This is a genomic window from Dysgonomonas sp. Marseille-Q5470 (assembly GCF_951230145.1).
Classification (GTDB): Bacteria; Bacteroidota; Bacteroidia; order Bacteroidales; family Dysgonomonadaceae; genus Dysgonomonas.
The window spans coordinates 381331-401555 of record NZ_CATNVE010000001.1 but is presented as its reverse complement, the minus strand read 5'-3'; the positions used below and the strand labels follow the sequence as shown (position 1 = coordinate 401555).

14 protein-coding genes are annotated in these 20225 nt (G+C 38.7%); 4 read left to right on the top strand and 10 right to left on the bottom strand.

What is annotated here, in order from left to right; translation table 11 throughout:
* Positions 1-26 precede the first annotated feature (26 nt).
* A complete protein-coding gene (tsaE, locus tag QOX35_RS01775; RefSeq protein ID WP_283685537.1) occupies positions 27-443 on the top strand; it encodes a tRNA (adenosine(37)-N6)-threonylcarbamoyltransferase complex ATPase subunit type 1 TsaE in 417 nt (138 codons plus the stop codon).
* On the opposite strand, the gene QOX35_RS01770 is transcribed toward tsaE, so the two are convergent.
* Complete coding sequence (locus tag QOX35_RS01770; protein WP_283685536.1) at positions 440-3142, bottom strand: TonB-dependent receptor domain-containing protein; 2703 nt, start codon at positions 3140-3142, stop codon at positions 440-442. The two genes, tsaE and QOX35_RS01770, sit on opposite strands and share 4 nt — an antisense overlap.
* Before the next feature lie 258 nt (positions 3143-3400).
* Here QOX35_RS01770 and QOX35_RS01765 point away from each other — a divergent pair, with 258 nt between their 5' ends.
* Together QOX35_RS01765 and QOX35_RS01760 are read left to right on the top strand one after the other, a co-directional pair.
* Positions 3401-4939 (top strand): glycine--tRNA ligase, encoded by a 1539-nt coding sequence (locus tag QOX35_RS01765; RefSeq protein ID WP_283685535.1) that lies wholly within the window; start codon positions 3401-3403, stop codon positions 4937-4939.
* A gap of 28 nt (positions 4940-4967) precedes the next feature.
* Complete coding sequence (locus tag QOX35_RS01760) at positions 4968-5546, top strand: FKBP-type peptidyl-prolyl cis-trans isomerase (RefSeq protein WP_283685534.1); 579 nt, start codon at positions 4968-4970, stop codon at positions 5544-5546.
* Between the two features lie 50 nt (positions 5547-5596).
* Here QOX35_RS01760 and QOX35_RS01755 read toward each other — a convergent pair whose 3' ends face one another.
* The 7 genes from QOX35_RS01755 to QOX35_RS01725 all read right to left on the bottom strand — a co-directional run bounded on the left by QOX35_RS01755 (position 5597) and on the right by QOX35_RS01725 (position 14900).
* Positions 5597-6808: a cofactor-independent phosphoglycerate mutase gene (locus QOX35_RS01755; protein WP_283685533.1), complete on the bottom strand. Its 1212-nt coding sequence runs from the start codon at positions 6806-6808 to the stop codon at positions 5597-5599.
* Positions 6809-6890: 82 nt separating this feature from the next.
* The gene (gene thrA, locus QOX35_RS01750; protein WP_283685532.1) at positions 6891-9332 is read right to left on the bottom strand and encodes a bifunctional aspartate kinase/homoserine dehydrogenase I; all 2442 of its coding nucleotides are present in this window, start codon (positions 9330-9332) and stop codon (positions 6891-6893) included.
* A 14-nt stretch (positions 9333-9346) separates the two neighbouring features.
* Positions 9347-10891, bottom strand: coding sequence for a S41 family peptidase (locus tag QOX35_RS01745; protein ID WP_283685531.1), 1545 nt, complete (start codon positions 10889-10891; stop codon positions 9347-9349).
* Between the two features lie 80 nt (positions 10892-10971).
* Positions 10972-11580 carry an L-threonylcarbamoyladenylate synthase gene (locus tag QOX35_RS01740; protein ID WP_135105388.1) on the bottom strand — a complete coding sequence of 203 codons (609 nt, stop codon included), beginning with the start codon at positions 11578-11580 and terminating at the stop codon, positions 10972-10974.
* A 108-nt stretch (positions 11581-11688) separates the two neighbouring features.
* Positions 11689-12507, bottom strand: coding sequence for an enoyl-ACP reductase FabI (locus QOX35_RS01735; RefSeq protein WP_006841656.1), 819 nt, complete (start codon positions 12505-12507; stop codon positions 11689-11691).
* Positions 12508-12636: 129 nt separating this feature from the next.
* A complete protein-coding gene (locus tag QOX35_RS01730) occupies positions 12637-13032 on the bottom strand; it encodes a Dabb family protein (protein WP_283685530.1) in 396 nt (131 codons plus the stop codon).
* Between the two features lie 56 nt (positions 13033-13088).
* The gene (locus QOX35_RS01725) at positions 13089-14900 is read right to left on the bottom strand and encodes a YgiQ family radical SAM protein (RefSeq protein WP_283685529.1); all 1812 of its coding nucleotides are present in this window, start codon (positions 14898-14900) and stop codon (positions 13089-13091) included.
* A gap of 251 nt (positions 14901-15151) precedes the next feature.
* Between QOX35_RS01725 and tamL the strand changes: the two genes are divergently transcribed.
* Positions 15152-17464, top strand: coding sequence for a translocation and assembly module lipoprotein TamL (gene tamL, locus QOX35_RS01720; protein WP_283685528.1), 2313 nt, complete (start codon positions 15152-15154; stop codon positions 17462-17464).
* 69 nt (positions 17465-17533) lie between these two features.
* On the opposite strand, the gene QOX35_RS01715 is transcribed toward tamL, so the two are convergent.
* Complete coding sequence (locus QOX35_RS01715; RefSeq protein ID WP_283685527.1) at positions 17534-18574, bottom strand: linear amide C-N hydrolase; 1041 nt, start codon at positions 18572-18574, stop codon at positions 17534-17536.
* 137 nt (positions 18575-18711) lie between these two features.
* Complete coding sequence (locus tag QOX35_RS01710) at positions 18712-20049, bottom strand: dihydroorotase (RefSeq protein ID WP_283685526.1); 1338 nt, start codon at positions 20047-20049, stop codon at positions 18712-18714.
* Between the last annotated feature and the right edge of the window lie 176 nt (positions 20050-20225).

Here is a 20225-nt window from a genome sequence, read left to right as displayed (position 1 = left end):
AGTTACATTGTAGAATAATTTTGAATATGAATATAAAGATAGAATCATTAGATAAAATAGACGAGGCGGCTGTCGAGTTTATCCGTGCTATGGGCGATAATACTGTATTTGCTTTTCATGGAGATATGGGAGCAGGCAAAACGACATTTATAAAAGCTATCTGCGAGAATCTCGGAGTATCTGATACCATCAACAGCCCTACGTTTGCTATCGTAAACGAATACCGTTCCGACAGTGGAGAATTGATCTATCATTTTGACTTTTATCGTATCAATAAAATTGAGGAGGTTTTTGATTTTGGCTACGAAGATTACTTTTATAGCGGCAGCCTTTGCTTTATTGAATGGCCTGAGAAAGTTGACACTTTACTGCCAAAAGATACGGTAAATGTTTATGTCAAAGTACAAGAGGATGGAAGCCGGGAGGTAAGTCTGAGTATTTAATTGTATTCTAGTTCATCTATATCGCCATCATTACTTTTCCCCTTACTCTTGATAATATTAAACTTATAAGAGAAGCTAAACATGAAGTATCGGTTGATACTATTTGTGCGCGAGTCTGACATGTAGTTACTGCTTACATAGCGTGACAGATTATTTCTGTCGTTCAGTATATCATAGAATTCAACCTTCAGTGTACCTCTTTTCTTTTTCAGGAATAGTTTTGAGACAGAAGCATTCCAAAGTATTTCTTTCTTCTTAAAATCATTGCCATACCCTGCATAATATGTCATATTGAGGAAGTTCTGTATCGAAAAATCGTAGGGTAGTTTCCATAACACAGAATGTTGGATATTGTAGTTGGATGTGTTTCTATCCTGCACATTCGATAAGTTATTCTTTGTTATGTTATATGTCATACCCAGTTCGAGGCGTGTTTCAAGTTTGTCAACCTTAAACTTTCCTGAAACTTTTTCGCTAAGTACTATATTATGCGTTTTCGCTTCTTCACCGTTCGTGTAGCCAATATTTTTGTAATAGTTGGCATAGGTGCTGTTGTCGATCGTGAATTTCTTGTTTCGTAATGGGGTATTGAATATAAAATTGATATTTGCGCCCATATTACCGCTTACATTTCTATATGTATTTGTACTGTTCCCCAAATCATCTATCAGAGTATAGTCTACAATGTTGTTGAATGTATAATTGAATCCTCCCGAAAGCATCATATAACGATTTGAGGCGTAGTCAGATTTCCGATAATATACATTGAAGTTGTTGCTATAGCTTGGTTTCAAATTTGGGTTTCCATAATATTTAGATAATGCACTAACGATAACCGTATCGGCAGATAGCTGAGTGATCCCCGGTTGACTGGTCGATCCCGAATAGCTGATATCTAGGTTGGTGTGATCGTTTGGTTGGTACGAAAAGTTTAGAGTTGGCGAAAAGTTGATAACATTCTGTTTCAAATTTTCGATGATAGAATCGGCAATGCTTACCTTACTCCGCGAATATGACGGATCGATACTCAATCCTATCGTATAATTGTATTTTTCCTTAGTCGTCTGAAAGTTCAAACTTATATTTTGGTTCACATATCTATTCTCGGTATTTCGTGCATAAGCTGTATCCAGAATTGTATAATTGCCTGCACCATCTTTTTTGCGGACATCACGCATCCGCTCCGAATTATTTACCCCATACGAGTATGCAAACTGCAATCTATGGTCTTTTCCCAATGGCTCTACATACGATAGGGATAAAGTGTAGTTGCTGGTATTATTATCTGTCTTGTTCTGCTGGTCTATTATTTTATCATCTTTTCCTTCGCTATAGGTCGTTTGAGAATAATTAGTTCCTTTACTGTTATCCTTTCTGATAGAATTATTGAAAGTAAAGCTTACTGTCCTCCCTTTATCATTCAATTTTCGGCCGATAGTTACAAAATTATTTATGTTGTAACCATCACCTTTCGATTGACTATTCGAATATCCCGACGTGGTATCCTTTTCGGCTACGTAAGAAAGATTGGTCGAACTTTGAATATTCTTTGTGTTGTTAAGACTGATGTATGACCGTGCAAAAATGGTAGTGAGTGAATCGGGTTTCCATTGCAGGTTCATTCCTAAGTTTGCATTTTCTCTTTTGCTGCGGTACGATGCATCCTGTTTGGAGAAACGATCGCCCGAAGATAAGAAAGTCTGAGTATTGGTTTTTGTTTCCATCAGGTTGTCGTTATTTGCATAGCGGATACTGCCGCCTACTCTGATTTTTTCTGAAGGCTGGAGATAAATATTTGCGCCCAGATTTTTATTCTTCTCAATCCCGTTGTCCATACCCATCGGATACCCATTGTCATTGGTATTACTCATTTCTCCCACCAAAGATACCTGATTGTCGTTGCGCATGTAGTTTATTATTGCTTTATTGGCATATCTGTCGTCACTCCCATATCCGGCTTTTACTTCTCCAAAGATGCTTTGTTTCAATTCTTCCTTTACAACGAGATTCAGTACTTGATCGGGATCTTTATCTTTAAATCCGGTTACTTTTGCTGTTTCAGACTCCTCTTTATAGAGTTGGAGCTTTTTTATCATGTTTGCGGGTAGGTTTGCCAATGCCATCGGAATATCATTTCCGAAAAATTCTTTTCCGTCTACCAGTATTTTTTTTACAGGCTTTCCATTTGCCGATATATTGCCCTGTGCGTCTATCTCTACTCCGGGCATATTTTTTATTATGTCTTGCAGCATATCACTCTCCTGAGATTTGTATGATGTGGCATTATACTCGATGGTGTCGCCTTTGACCAATATATCGGGGACCTTCGCTTCTACAATGGCATCTTTGAGCTGAATGGTATTTTCTACGAGATAGATATTCCCAAATGAATAGCCTGGATTTTGTGTAGAAATATTAAAGTTTTGTAAAAATCTTTTATATCCTAAAAAAGAAGCTTCCAAAATGTATTTTCCTGTCGTAACCGATAGTTTGAAATTACCTTTTTCGTTGGTTGCAACCCCTTTTATGTAGCTGCTATCTGCCTCATTAAGCAATCTGACGGTGACAAATGGGATAGGATCTTTTGTTATTGAGTCATATACAGAGCCTTGCACATATCCTGATGGGTTGCCTTCAACTGTTTGAGCCACAGCTGAAAGGGTTGTAAAGATGAATAGTAAAAGATATAAATATCTCATCAGAATACATTTGTTTTAGTGACAACGAAGATAAGTTTTTTTATATAGAGTGTAAAATCAATGGAATTCGTTAAGCACCCTTCTGTTTTATATCAAAAAAAAATGCTTACTTTGTGCAACTTATTCATTTTAGGTCAGATCTGTTTATTGCCTGTTTAAGTATAATCTCTTTCAGAATGATTATAGCTTACAATATAAGGCATTATATATGTTCTGTTTGTTTATTTATTAGATAACGTAAAAAAGAGTCATAGGAATATGTCAGAAGATGTTTTTAAGAAGATAGTTTCCCATTGCAAGGAGTATGGTTTTGTTTTTCAGTCTAGTGAAATATATGATGGGCTAAGTGCCGTATATGATTATGGGCAAATGGGTGTAGAATTAAAAAACAATATCAAAAAGTACTGGTGGGACAGTATGGTACTTTTGAATGAAAATGTTGTTGGTATTGATTCTGCTATCTTTATGCACCCTACTATCTGGAAAGCATCCGGACACGTTGATGCGTTCAACGATCCTTTGATTGACAATAAAGACAGTAAAAAGCGTTATCGTGCCGATGTTCTGATCGAAGACTATTTGGCTAAGATAGACGACAAAGTAAATAAAGAAGTAGAAAAAGCAGCAAAACGATTTGGTGAAAATTTTGATGAAGCCATGTTTCGTCAGACCAATCCTCGTGTATTAGAAAATCAAGCTAAGCGTGATGAAGTGCATGCTCGTTTTGCAAAAGCATTGAATGATAGTAACCTCGAAGAATTACGTCAAATCATTCTCGATTGCGAGATAGTTGACCCTATCAGTGGAACACGTAACTGGACTGAGGTTCGTCAGTTCAATCTTATGTTTTCTACAGAAATGGGATCTACTGCCGATGGTGCAATGAAAGTATATCTTCGTCCTGAGACTGCACAGGGTATTTTTGTAAACTTCCTGAATGTGCAAAAAACAGGGCGTATGAAGATTCCTTTCGGTATTGCGCAGATTGGTAAAGCATTCCGTAACGAGATTGTAGCTCGTCAGTTTATCTTCCGTATGCGTGAGTTCGAACAGATGGAGATGCAGTTCTTCGTTCGTCCGGGAGAAGAGCTCGATTGGTTTGCAAAATGGAAAGAGTTTCGCATGAAATGGCATAAGTCGCTTGGATTCGGCGATAACAAGTATCGTTTCCATGACCATGACAAGCTTGCTCACTATGCAAATGCAGCTACTGATATCGAATTTGAAATGCCATTCGGATTTAAAGAAGTAGAAGGCATACACTCTCGTACCGATTTTGACTTGGCAAGCCATGAGAAGTTTTCTGGTAAAAAATTACAATATTTCGATCCTGAACTCAATAAATCATACACTCCTTACGTTATTGAAACGTCTATCGGTGTAGACCGTATGTTCTTATCTACACTTTCGGCTGCGTATGCAGAGGAAGTATTAGAAGACGGAGAAACGCGTGTAGTATTAAGATTGCCGGCAGCTCTGGCTCCTATCAAGCTTGCTGTATTACCTTTGGTAAAAAAAGACGGCCTTCCTGAGAAAGCACGTGAAATTATTGATGCTCTGAAATTTGACTTTAAATGTCAATACGATGAGAAGGACAGTATCGGCAAGCGTTACCGCCGTCAGGATGCGATAGGAACTCCTTACTGTGTTACTGTAGATCACCAGTCATTGCAGGATAATACTGTAACAATCCGCTATCGTGATACAATGCAGCAGGAGCGTGTGGCTATAGACAAATTATCGGATATTATTGCTGATAAAGTAAGTATGAAGAATTTATTGAAAACAATTGGCTAAACCCGATTGTAACCCATATGATGAATATATGAATAGAAGAATTTTAATATTAGCTGTTTTATTTGGTGTTCTCATCTCTTTCGGCTCATGCGTGAATGATGACGATGACAGCACTGTAAGTCAAGAATGGAAAACATATAATGAACAGCAGGTAAGAAATGCCTCTTCTTCAGGATATACAGCCCGCCCTTCGCAAAGTGGTAATGGAAGTGTATATTGGAAATCGATAACTGATTTCGTTCCCGGGGATGAGCCTTCAATAGATCGATTTCCGATCTTTACGGATAGTGTTTCTGTAAGATATGAAGGTTGGTTTTTCCGCTTGGACGATACGAAATATACATTTGATAGTACCGAAGGTGATAAAAATGGTATGGTGCTTAGGACTAGAGTGAATGGTGGATTAATTGATGGGTTTGCTACCATGCTTCAGAATATGAAAATAGATGAACAAGCTGAGGTTTGTATTCCTTACCTACTTGGTTATGGTACTGTAGGATCATATAGTAGTGGAGTACAAATAATACCCGGATATACAACACTTTGGTTCAAGATTAAGCTTCTGAATATCTATGATGAGAAGAAAAAAGAATGGGTGAAGAAATAAGGCTATAGAGAAAATAATAAAAAAGGAGAAGGTTCAACCTTCTCCTTTTTTCATTTATCGCTAAATAATGTTTCCATAAATTCTTTCCCTCGTATCAATCCGTATGCTCCCTTCGGAGATTCGAACTCATCGTAAACTTGTACACTATCCGCTTCTCCGTTCGAGCGGTATATAACGAACGGTATAGGCTTGTTTGTATGAGTTTTTATAGCACATGGGGTAGGGTGGTCAGGTAGAATAGCAATTGTTACAGGTTCGTCCCAGTCTTTTGTCGCTTCATATATTGTTTTTACAACCCGATTGTCAAGATATTCGATTGTTTTAGTTTTCAGTTCATAATCGCCTTCATGTCCTGCCTCGTCACTGGCTTCTATGTGTAGATATACGAAATCGTCTTTTTTAAGGGCTTCTATCGCAGCTTCTGCCTTTCCTTCATAGTTGGTGTCATACAACCCCGTTGCTCCTTCTACATGGATTAATTTAAGCCCTGCGTATACACCAATGCCCATGATTAAGTCTACAGCAGAAATTACCGATCCACTTTTGATTCCGAATAGTTCTTGTAATGTTTGCATCTGCGGGTGGTAACCCGGAGACCATGGCCAAATACTATTTGCAGGATCTTTACCCTCTGCAATGCGCTTCTTGTTCACAGGATGGTCTTTGAGCAGTTCATGAGATTTTATAATGAGCTGATTCAGATAATCGGCTGTTTCTTGTGCTTCTGTCGTTTCTGCTTTTATTAGAACCTCCTTGTATGGTGTTCCTGTAACATCGTGGGGAGCAGTACAATCGAGATTCTTATTTCCGCCTTTTAGTTTTAAAAGGTGGCGGTATGAAACTCCCGGATAGAAGCTTACTTTCCCCTCATTTAGTTCTTTATCTAAGAAAAGAATTAATTCTTTAGCTTCTTCACTTGAAATATGTCCAGCTGAATGATTCTTTATTTTACCATCTTCTATACAGATCAGATTGCATCGCATAGCCATTTCTCCGGGAAGTATATCCACTCCCATACTTGCTGCCTCTAGCGAACCTCTACCTTCAAATACTTTCGGAACATCATATCCCAGTACCGATAAGTTTGCAATCTCGCTACCGGGTTTGAAGCCCGCAGGGATTGTATCCAGTTCTCCACTTTTCCCCTTAGCCGCGAGCATATCTATATATGGTTTTTTTGCAGCTTGTAACGGAGTTTTACCTCCGAGTTGGGCAATAGGCTCATCAGCAGCACCGTCTGCTAAAATTATAATTGTTTTCATTTAGGATCTCCTTTACTTCCCCTATTGTCGTAATGGGGGAGTTAGTTATGTTATAAGTTTAAATAAAATCTTGCTATTTGAGTTACCTCACATTTGCAATGCTGATAATATCAGAGAATACGCCTGCTGCCGTGACACTCGCTCCTGCTCCATACCCTTTTATTATCATCGGATACTCGTTATATCTTTCGGTCGTAATTTGTATGATGTTGTTGCTGCCTTCCAAATCGTAGAATGGATGGTTTTGCCCAACTTCCTGGAGTCCGACTTCACAGTGTCCGTTCTCGTATTTGGCAACAAATCGTAAATGCTTGTGTTCGTTTTCGAGCTTTTTACGCCTTTCTTCAAACTCGGCATCCTGATTTCTGATCGTAGCCCAGAATTCTTCTATTGTACCGTCAAAATACTCTTGAGGTATGAATAGGTTCTTCTTAACTTCTGTCTGTTCTACTCGGTAACCAGCCTCTCGGGTTAAGATAACGAGTTTTCTTATAACATCCATACCGCTGAGATCGATACGAGGGTCCGGTTCGGAAAAACCGCATTCCTTAGCCATATAGATCGCCTTGCTGAAAGGTATATCGGCACTGATCGTGTTGAATATATAATTGAGTGTTCCCGAAAGTACAGCTTCTATTTTCACTATTTTATCTCCTGAGTTTACAAGAGAGTTCATTGTATTGATTACAGGAAGCCCTGCACCGACATTTGTCTCAAATAAGAACTTAATGTTTCTTTCCCGCGCTGTATTCTTTAGCTTTATATAATTATCATAAGCCGAAGATGCAGCCACTTTGTTGGCTGTAACCACAGAAATACTATGTGAAAGAAGATCTCCGTATATCTGAGCAACGGTTTCGCTGGCAGTACAGTCTACAAATACTGCGTTGAATATATTCATGTTGAGGATCTCGTCTCTCAGAATTTCCGGAGAGCTTGGTATTCCTTTTTCGTCCAGTTCTTCTTTGTATCTGTTCAGGTTAATCCCTTCACGACAAAATAAAGCTTTCTTTCCTCGGGCGATACCTACAACGTTCAGCTTGAGGCTGTATTGCTCTATCAGCTTCGGTTGTTGTTGCCTGATTTGTTCAATCAAATTTCCTCCAACTGTACCAATGCCGACAATAAAGAGATTGAGTACCTTATAGTCGGACAAGAAAAACGAGTCGTGAATAGAGTTTAATGCCTTCCTAAGATATTTGTTTTTTATAACAAAAGATATATTTACCTCCGATGCACCCTGAGCACAAGCGATGACGCTAATACCGCTCTTGCCTAATGTTTCGAATAGTCGGCCGGCAATTCCCGGAGTATATTTCATGTTTTCGCCAACAATAGCTACTGTAGCAAGGTCTGTCTCCAGTTGTACACGGTTGATACTTCCCAATGCTATTTCTTTTGCAAACTCTTCTTCGAGAACATGTACTGCCAGTTCTGAGTCTGCAGTGCGTACCCCAATAGACGTGCTATTCTCGGATGATGCCTGAGATACTAAGAAAACACTGATGCCATTATTTGCCAAAGCCCTGAATATTCGGTAGTTTACACCGATAATACCTACCATTCCGAGTCCAAGAACTGTTATCAGGCATGTGTCGGATATGGATGATATACCTTTTATCATCGCCTTTCCTTTCTTTATATCCCCGTCGTGAGAGATATAAGTTCCGGGAGCTTCGGGCTTAAAAGTATTTTTTATGCGAATAGGTATATTCTTGTGATAGACAGGGAAAATCGTTGGCGGATAGATTATTTTTGCTCCGAAATTACAAAGCTCGGTGGCTTCGGTGAACGTAAGGTTCTCTATCACATGAGCACCATTGATTACCTTCGGGTCGGCAGACATAAAACCATCTACATCAGACCATATCTCTAATATATTAGCATCGAGTGCTGAAGCAAATATGGCAGCAGTATAATCCGATCCTCCACGACCCAGATTGGTGATCTCTCCTGTTGTTTTGCATGTGGATATATATCCTGCAACAAGAATCCTTTTTGACGAATTTTCGAAAGCATCTCTTATCAATTTGCTTGACAATTCGATATCGGGTATATGTTTTCCGAAGGAGGAATCTGTTTTTATTAACTGTGTGACATCCAGAAAATCAAGATCGGAGAATGCAACGCTTATTATCAGCGACGACAGGCGTTCGCCATAGCTTACTATCTTATCCGATGTTTTTGCCGAAAGGTCGTTTATAAGAAATACTCCTTTGAATATATTACTCAACTCTTCCAATAGTTTATTCACATCCGCCTGTAACGAGGGGCGGGCCTCTTCCGGAATATCCAGCTTACTGACTACTGTAATATGGTGCTCGATAATTTCACGAAACTCCCGTTCGTAAGAATAATCGCCGGCTGCAGCCAGATTAGAAATGAGCAACAATTTATCTGTGATTCTTTTGAACGCAGAGACAACCACAACTATGGGTTCTTCTATTGTCCCTATTATCTTTTTTACATTCGCTATATTAGTAGCGGAACCTACGGATGTTCCGCCAAACTTCATTACTTTCATTCGCTATTATGGTCTTATTTACTTTTGTTTAGAGTTGAGAACTTATCTTGGTCTATTATAATTCGTTGAAGATGTTCATTATGGCTAAGTTTAGGAACTCTAATGGCTCCTTGACTCGACTTCACAGTTTTTGCAGCTTTCTTCACGCGAGAAGTTCCCGTTGTTATTTGTGCAATTGCCTCGGCAAGGAGTGGCTCCGAAGTATCTCCCAGTTCGGTTAACCCGCCTCGCCATTCTGATAGAAGAGGGCACTGAGTTTCAACTCTATTTCCGTTGTCGTCTACATAATAAGCAGATTGCATTGTATATCCTTCCTCCCATTCCGAAACCTCAGAATCCGGTGTTAGTCCATTAATATAATCACCTTTCCCATTTGCATCAGTAAGTCTGGAAATTAGAGGCTGTAGTTGCCATTTAATTTTTGAATTATCTGATTTCACAGTCATGGATGCTTTATCTTTCCCTACAGTTGTTTTTCCAATCTGGAAAACTGTCATATAAGGTTTTAAGCCATGTATAACCAACTCGCTGGCGGATGCTGTATATTCAGTAGCAATCACATACAGACGGCTAAGGCTCAGTTGCGGAATAGATGTACTTGTTCCATATACTTTGTTCAGGAAATATTCATTAAGAGCATCATTGCCATATTCTTTTACAATAGAGTCTTGAAAATGAGTGTTGTATTTTTCTTTTGCAAATATATTGCTGGTCTTTCTGTTTGGAACCAAAGCACTAGCTAAATCCATAGCAGAGGTAAGATATCCTCCCGGATTGTAGCGAAGATCAAGTACAAAATCTGTTATTCCTCCTTGGCTTTCGCTTAATGATCGAATGCTTTCAATTAGTTCGATGTCATATTCGTAGTTATTTTCGTCGCTTTCATCAGCACTTCTTTCAAATCCGTTATACATCAAATATCCTATTTTAGTTCCGGGTATAACTTTGCTTATGAATATTGGTGATTTTTTAGACTCTGCTGCTTGAAATGTTTCTAGCTTCACTTTTTCACCTTTATTGTTATATATCCAGAGCGAAAGCGATGTGTTTTCTTTGAGAATAGTTGAATAATTATCGTAGTTTACATCTGTATCATTCACTTTGTATATTACCTGACCTCTTTTTAATCCTTTGCTTTCAGCCGCAGCCCCTTCATTTACATAGAGAACAAAAAGACCTATAGATGTATTTTGAGAGCTGGAGGTCGCAAAGTAATTCATTGGTATATATTCAAATCCTAGATTTGCATCAGCATATAATGCCTTTGTTTTTTTAGAAGTGTCTTCCTCTATCCATGAAAAACGGTCGCCATCAACCTTTCCATAATTATAGAGTATACCATAAAAGAATTTTTCAGGATCTTGCGTGTAGTCGGGGGATGAAGGCAAATTTGTATTCCACAGGTACAAACTTTTCATCTTGTTGTAGGCCCACTGGTTTGTGAGTTCGTTGTCGGTTAATTCTTTGGGAGGAGTAATCGGATCTTCCTCTTCCTTATCTCTACATGCATTGAAAGATAATAGAATTATTGCTAATAAAAATATGCTTTTTGCTTTCATAAATGACAAAATAGTTAGCCTTGGGTGGATTTTTGTCCTCGAAAGGCAGAATTTTACAAATGTATGTATTTAATGGTTTCTTACAAAATTAATTCACCTTTCCCCTGACGAATTATTTCCGGCTCATCACCTGTGCAATCTACAACTGTAGAGCCTTCTATACCCCCAAATCCGCCATCGATAACGATATCTATCTTGTCTTGATATTTCTCGTAGATGAGTTCGGGGTCGGTCGTATATTCAACCACTTCATCTTCGTCTTTTACCGAAGTGGTGAGTATCGGGTTTCCTAGGTTACGGACAAGCTCTCTTATTATGTTATTATCAGGAATACGTATCCCCACCGTTTTTTTGTTTTTATATATCTTCGGCAGAGATGATGTTGTATTAAGTATAAACGTAAAAGGTCCCGGTAAATTTTTCTTCATCAGTTTAAAAATAGCATTATCTACTTTTGCATATTCGCTGATGTTGCTTAAATCATAGCAAATGATGGAAAGATTACTCTTTGCCGGATTTATATCCTTCATCTTGCATATCTCTTCCACCGCGCGTACATTGAGCGCATCACAGCCGATAGCATAAACTGTGTCTGTTGGGTATATAATTAGTCCGCCATCTTGCAAAACAGATACAACCCTGTCAATTTCTTTCTGATTGGGGTTTTGTTCGTATAATTTTATAAGCATGTCATCCTTTATATTTTTTTATTAAAATCAAAAGTAATGATTAATATGAAAAAACGGCCCATAAATAATTATTTATGGGCCGCTCGTCTATTTTATTGTTTTATATGCTTATTTCTTCTCGATATAATCTTCAACAATTGCCTGAGTTAGACCCATATTAGAAAATCCTCCGTCGTGGAATAAGTTTTGCATCGTTACCATACGCGTCAAATCAGAGAACATCACAATACAGTAGTCGGCACAAGATTCTGCACTGGCATTTCCAAGAGGAGACATTTTTTCTGCAAAGTCGAAAAATGCATCCATTCCGCCAATACCTTGTCCGGCAGTAGTTAAAGTAGGCGATTGTGAAATTGTATTCACACGTACCTTCTTATCACGACCATATATATAACCAAAGCTGCGACCGAATGACTCAAGCAATGCTTTTGCGTCTGCCATATCGTTGTATCCGGTAAATGTACGTTGTGCAGCAATGTGAGTAAGAGCTACAACGGAACCACCTTCTGCAATTGCATCCAGTTTTTTCGCTACCTGCATCATTTTGTGGAAAGAGATAGCTGAAATATCCAATGTTTTATCTAAAAATCCATAATCAAGGTCATCGTACTGTCTTCCTTTACGGAGGTTGAGTGACATACCAATTGAGTGAAGTACAAAATCAATTTTTCCGCCAAGGGCTTCCATAGACTGAACAAAGACTTGCTCAAGATCTTCTACGCTAGTTGCATCAGCAGCAATAACCTTAGCATTCAGCTTTTCGCTCAAAGCCTTGGTCTCACCCATTCTTACAGCTATAGGAGTGTTTGACAATGTTATGATTGCACCTTGTTCTACAGCTTTCTCAGCTACTTTCCAAGCAATAGACTTCTCGTTTAATGCGCCGAAGACAATTCCTCTTTTGCCTTTTAATAAATTGTTACTCATGTTTATATCTATTTATTGATTATTAGCTACTTATAAAAATACGACGATAGCTTATAATAGTTTATCGCACAAAAATAGTAAAAATGTGCAATAGTAAAGCCAGAATCCATCTAAATTTACATGTACGTCTTATTTATAATTCTCCAGATCGATTTCCATAAAGTCCGAAACCTCTGTTTCCCATCTTTCTTTTACAAATTTTACATGCTCAGGATTATCGTTATATGTTTTATATGCAGTAGAGTCGGCAAATTCCATATAAAAACAGAAGTTGAAATTCGTCTTTTTACTTGCCTGACGGAATACCTGGAAATTTTTTACTTCGGGTATAGCTGTTAATATCTTTTTGCCTTCTTCCAGAAATTTAGCTGTTTTAGGATCATCCAACTCGTGTTTAAGATTAAAAACAACTACGTGTCTGATATTCGTATTCGTGCTTTCAGCTTCTTTCTTTTCTTGTTTGCTCTTATCGGAGCAAGCATACAGAGGGAGGAATAGTAAAATGAGCAGAATTAAGTTTTTCATAAGCGAAGTGTTTAATAATTTAAGATATTACTAAAGTAAATAATTCTATGTAGGTCTTAATACAACCTTTTTAAAAGATCTTCTCTTTTCAATCTCTTTAATTCCTTTATAATTTGCGGACGGTAACCTTTATCATACCAAAAGAAGAATTGGCGTTGTGCCAATTTTTGTTCTTTTGTCCGTGCTGTATATACTTTTTCCAGCGTATACGGATGATACCCTGTATAGTATATTTCTGTAGCTACGGTCATAGGAGATGGGGTGAAATCTTGTATCTGTTCCAGTTTGAACCCCAAGGGCTTGGTAGCAACGGCCAGCTCAGCCATATCTATCTCTGTACACCCGGGGTGTGAAGATATAAAATAAGGAATGAGCTGTTGCTTGAGTCCCGACTCTTTATTTATTTTCTCAAATATTTTCTGAAAAGTGTAAAATTGCTCGAAGCTCGGCTTGCGCATATAGCTGAGCACTTTGTCGGATGTATGTTCCGGAGCAACTTTAAGACGTCCTGATACGTGATTTACAATCAGTTCTTTGGTGTACTCTTCAGATATCTTATTCAGCCTATCATCTTCATTCCGGTGCAGAAGCATATCGTAACGTACTCCGCTACCAATAAATGATTTCTTTATCTTAGGTATTTTATCTACAGCCTTGTATATTTCCAAGAGGTGAGAATGGTCTACATTCAAATTCTTACATATCTTGGGATGAATACATGAGGGGCGTTTACATTTCGCACAGATGTTTTCATCTTTTCCGTTCATCTTATACATATTGGCAGAAGGGCCTCCAAGGTCACTTAGGTAACCTTTAAAATCGGGCATGTCCGTTATTTCCTTTACCTCTTTGAGTATAGATTCTTTAGATCGTGAAGCGATGAATTTGCCCTGATGGGCTGATATGGTACAAAATGCACAGCCTCCAAAACATCCACGGTGCATATTGACCGAGAATTTTATCATCTCGAAAGCCGGAATTGTCTTTCCCTTATATTTGGGATGGGGTAGGCGTGTATATGGAAGATCAAAGGATGCGTCCACCTCTTTTTCCGACATCGGAGGGTAGGGTGGGTTGATAATGACAGACTCCTCACCACATTTCTGAATGATGCGAGAAGCATTTATCATATTCGATTGTTCTTCTACAACCTTAAAGTTTTTTGCTTGATTCAGTTTTTCTGACAAGCATTCTTCGTGTGAAAAGAGATAGATATCCTTTTCCTTTCCATCCGGTGTTTTGTCCCATAGATATGCGGTTTGTGGAATATCTTTGAGGTCTTTTATCGATTTGCCGCTCTTTAGTTCCCCGATTATAGCTCTCAGAGGTAGTTCTCCCATTCCATATACCAACAGGTCGGCTTTGGAATCTACTAATATTGACTTATGAAGTTTATCGTCCCAATAGTCATAATGTGTTACCCGGCGTAGTGATGCTTCTATCCCTCCTAGAAGGACAGGGATATCGGGGAAAATCTCTTTTAGAATATTGGTGTATACAATCGAAGGTCTATCTGGTCGCATGTCAGCTCTTCCATCGGGTGTATAAGCATCATCAGAGCGTAGCCGTTTGTTTGCAGTATAATGATTGATCATCGAATCCATTGCTCCGGCCGTTACTCCGAAGAAAAGGCGAGGCTTACCCAATTTTTTAAAATCACGTAAATCGTCCCGCCAGTTAGGTTGGGGTACGATTGCCACTTTTAGCCCCTCAGCTTCTAAAATGCGGCCGATCACAGCAGCACCAAAAGAGGGGTGATCTATATATGCATCTCCCGAGAAAAGGATAACGTCAAGTTCATCCCATCCTCTGAGGTCAATCTCTTTTTTTGTTGTAGGTAACCAGTCAGTAAGACGATATTCTTTCATAATCAGATGCAAAGGTATTGTTTTTTTGTAGTTGAGGTATTTTTAGGAATGATTCTTAACATTTTATTTATTCATCGTTATATCCAAAACCGCTCCATTTTCTTTTTCTTGAAGAAAGGAAAATTGTCATCAAAAGAACACGATTCTTTCAGCTTTTATTATAGATAACATGGTCACAATAAATGAAACTTAGTATTTTAATGTTATCTATTTATTAAACATTATATCTTTGTTGTATGTTAATATTTGTAATGAAAAAAGTTTTATCCATATCATTTATACTCGTTCTGATTCTTACGGCATGTTCTACTACCAAAAACATTCCGGACGGAAGCTATTTGTTGGATGATTTTACCATAAAGCATGATACAAAGAATGCAACCTCTGACTTGGAAGATTTTGTTCGCCAACAACCAAACACAACACTGCCCCTTCTGGGAAAGGTAACCCTAAAAATCTACAATATAGCCGGAAGCGATTCTTCATGGATAAATAGGAATATCCGTAAACTAGGAGCACCGCCTGTAATATATAGCTCGGGACAAACTTGGCAATCAAGGAACCAACTTCTTAAACAGTTGAATAACCAAGGATATTTGAATGCCGAGGCAGATACTATATTGAAGATAAAAGGGAAGAAAATGTCTGTAACGTACGACCTTAAAGGAGGTAAACCCTATACTGTTCGTGACTATAAATATACGCTTAGCGATACCACAATGACACGTATCTTGACACGTATCCCAATGAAACCTTACATAACGTCTGGGGATATGTTTGATATGGAGCTCCTTGAGGAAGAAAGGCAAAGAGTGAATAGTATAATGCGAAATGTGGGTTACTATAATTTTTCGAAAGAATATCTCTATTTCAAAGTGGATTCTACACTCAACTCACATCAGGTAGATTTATTTCTGGATGTATACCCTGCAAAAGATAGTTTGCCTTACCCTCGTTATAAAATAAACAATGTAACGATAATATCCGGCTTGAATTCAACTGCTGATGCAAGAGGGCAAAATGATGGGTTGGTGAGTGCAAATAGGTGGTTCTTTAGGAATGCAGATACTGTGGACTATAAAGGAATAAAAATTATCAGGGGACGAAATAATTTCTTACGAAGTTCTACCATTGTTCGAAATAATTATCTACGTAAAGGAAGCTACTTCTCAGATATGGCTCTGAATGGTACATACGAGGCATATACCAAAATGGGAGCAATAAAGCAGGCAAATATATCTGTAGCCCCATCGACTCAAGATAGCACCCATCTGCTGGATGCAACGATAGTCTTGCTGCCGGCTAATGCCCATTGGTTTAAGGCTGGACTTGATGGGACTAATTCGGCAGGAGATATCGGTATTGCCCCAAGTATAACATATCAGCATCAGAATCTTTTTAATGGAGGAGAGCAATTCAATATAAAGCTGAAAGGGGCCTATGAATTTATTGCCGGAAAGGAGAAGAATGACTTGTTGAATCAAAACTTCTATGAGTATGGGATAGAAACCGGACTTACCTTTCCGATGTTCTTATTCCCTTGGCTGAAAAAAAGTTGGAGAGAACAACCTTCCGCTTCTACCAGAGTCTCTGTTGGTCTTACCAATCAGCATCGTAAGGAATATACACGTCAGTTCTTCAATACTTCATTGAATTACGGTTGGTCTACATACAATAATAGATTACGTCACACTCTTGATCTGTTTGATATTAACTTCATGCGGATGCCTAGTATGTCTGACGATTTTAAAAAATATCTTGACGATGACAAGAATGCCTTGCTACGAGAGAGTTATCGAGATCAACTCGTTTCGCGCATGGCATATAGCATTACGCTGGTGAATGCACGCCGATTGAATGCCCTTTATCCGACATATGCTATCCGAAGTTCTATTGAATTTGCGGGAGGGTTGCCTCGACTTGTTACCACTCTGAATGGAGCAAAAATTGATCAGGAAACAGGGCAGAAAAAGATATTGGGTGTTGCCTATGCCGAATATATAAAAGGTAGTGTAGAATATTCCCGAACTTTTTATTTCTCAAAAATACATTCATTGGCTTATCGTGTCGGGCTCGGTTTAGCTCACCCTTATGGTAATTCGGATGTTTTGCCTTTCGAAAGGAGATTTTTTGCCGGAGGAGCAAACAGTATCAGGGGGTGGAGTACCCGATCTCTTGGTCCGGGATCTTATAGACGTGCCGAAAAAACAGAAAGTGATTTTGTAAACCAGACAGGTGATATGAAGCTGGAATTTAGTATAGAGAATCGGTATAAGCTGACACCTCTTTTCGAATTTGCTCAGTTTATTGATGCCGGCAATGTTTGGACTTTAAAGAATTATGAAACTCAACCCGGAGGACAATTTGAATTCAAGAACTTTTATAAAGAAATTGGCGTTTCGTACGGATTGGGTATTCGCTTAGATTTGAGTTTTCTGTTATTGCGCTTCGATGCAGGTATGAAAGCGTATGATCCGGGGCTTCTACAATCTGAACGATTTGTGTTGTTCAAGCCACGATTAAACCGCATGGCATGGCATTTTGGTATAGGATATCCATTCTAAATAATATGTATAAAACAACAAAGCCAATCCGCTATGATTGGCTTTGTTGTTTATATCCAGTCTTATGGGTTAATTGTCTATACCTTGAAACTTGAAAGGCTTGGCATCTATAAAGTCTTTGATTGTGTTTCCTGAATAGGAATTTCCGTTTACCAAATCAAGCATCTTTACCGGAGCTTTTTCCGAAAAATTTATGTCTTTGAAATCAACCCAAACGACATTCGGGTATAGCGTCGATTCGAAATAATACACTTTGTTCTTCTGATCCGAAACTGTTCTCCATCTTGTAGAAGAAATATTCGGCTCATTCGGTGTAGTTATACCATAAGGTACAGAAGCATTGCGAATAACACTAAACACACTGGCCACAGCGATACGTGTATCGTCTGTTTGAGGGATTGTGTTGATATAATAAGATGCTCTTACAAAACGGTCTGCTGCACGGTTTGTGCCGGGAAGGAATGTTAGTCCTCCAATATTTTTCCAATAATCGTTTAATGCCAATTGCTGATCGAAAACAGGCGAATTGGTCATTACCTGATATGATCTGTCGTGGTGTATTTTCAATTCTCCGTTGATATACTCAAATATAGCATTATCGCCTGTGGCATCGGATATAGATAAGTGTAAAGTAGCCATACGGGAACCATCATGCATCATGTCGGATATGACTTCGAAATCTCTCTTTTCCATCGCTGTAACGGCTTCGCTTACTGTTCCAAAGTTGTCGAGCATATATTGTACCCAAGCGGCGATAGACAATGCGGGTTTCTTGCCGTCCCAATTCGGATAGGAAGACTCTGCTAACCAAAGAAGATTGGCTACCAATCCTTTCTCATTCATGCCATCGGTGCTACAGATATCATAGGCAGAGGCTATAACACTGCCATACTTTGAAGTCCATTTCATAGGATTTTTGCCCACTTCGCCACTACGTTCCATTCCTCTTGGGAATATCCATAGGTTGCTACGACTGTCCTCTTTCCAGTCCATAGACCGGGCTGTGAGGATCGTGTTGTTTGGGCCTTGATAAACAACTCGTGTACAAGCATCTATTCTGCCAAACTGAAGCGCAAGAATGAAGCTAAGAACAATACCAAACTTTTTCATAATTAGATTGAAGTTTATGAGTGAATTACTCTCTATTTAACAATTTAACTTAAATGAAAGTTTCGCATTATCCCTATTTTATCCTAGTGATCTTATGCTTTCTCTTTTTTGAACGATTTTTTTTGAGTGAATAGAGGTTATCGATCAAACTTCAACATTTCTCCTCTTACTTCGTTTACGACTCCGTTTTCGAATGCAATTTTTCCGTTCAAGAATGTTTTTTCTATCGTGGTAGACATTGTTTCACCCTCTAGTGGAGCCCATTTGCATTTATACAGAATATTATCTTTAGTAATCGTATATGGTTTATTGGGGTTTACAAGTACAAGGTCTGCAAAGTACCCTTTGCGGATGTATCCTCGTCTATGTATTTGGAACATTATAGCAGGAGCGTGGCACATCTTATTTACAATCTGCTCTTTTGATATTTTTCCTTTTTTAGATAGTTCCAGCATCATCTGCAATGAGTGTTGAACCAATGGTCCTCCCGATGCTGCTTTCGAAGCTCCTCCTACTTTTTCTTCTATCAAATGCGGAGCGTGATCTGTTGCTATCACATCAAGCTTTCCTTTTATCAGGCCTTGCATAAGAGCTCCTCTGTCTTGCCGTGTCTTTACCGAAGGGTTCCACTTTATGCGCGTGCCGTATTTTGAATAGTCTTCGTCCGAAAACCAAAGGTGATGTACACACACTTCTCCGGTTATTTTTTTCTCTGTAAGCGGTTTAATGTCAAACAGGCTGATTTCTTTCTCGGTGGAAAGGTGAAGGATGTGCAGGCGGGTCTGATACTTATCGGCTAGTTCGACAGCTTCGGCAGAAGAGCGGTAGCATGCCTCTGCGCTACGTATAAGCGGGTGGTACTGAATTGGTATATCTCCACCGAATTCTGCTTTATATTTTGCCAGATTTTCTCTGATGATCTCTTCTTTTTCGCAGTGTGTAGCAATGAGCATGTCTATTTCGGCAAAAATAGCTTGCAATACTTTTTTGTCATCTACAAGCATGTTGCCGGTTGACGATCCCATAAAGACTTTTACACCACATACTTCTTTTTGATTTACCTTCTTTAGCTCGGCGAGGTTGTCGTTTGTAGCACCCATATAGAAGGAGTAGTTTGCGTAGGATTTTTGTGCGCCTATCTCAAACTTTTGTTCCAGTAATTCTATGGTTGTCGTTTGCGGATTTGTGTTTGGCATTTCCATAAATGACGTTACTCCACCTGCTATCGCAGCACGGCTTTCGCTCGCAATATCTCCCTTGTGAGTTAGTCCCGGCTCACGAAAGTGTACCTGATCGTCTATTACTCCCGGAAGCAACCATAAATCTTTGGCATCTATTACTGTTGCTTTGTTGAGAATTGTTTCAGGAACTTCTTCCGATCTATATATTTCAGATATAATGTCTTTTTCTATCAATACGGAGCCTACAAATGAAGTTCCTTCGTTGATAATGGTGGCTTTATGTATTAGTATCATATTGGAGATATTTCTTGCAAAGATAAGAAAAAGGAATATTATTGAAAGGAAGTTGCAAATTACTATCAGTGAAATCAATCGTAATAGAATTTAGGTTATGCGATAGTGGTAATGGGTATGTGCATGTTGCATTGATATATTACATGATGATCGAACTTGAATACAAAAAAGAGATT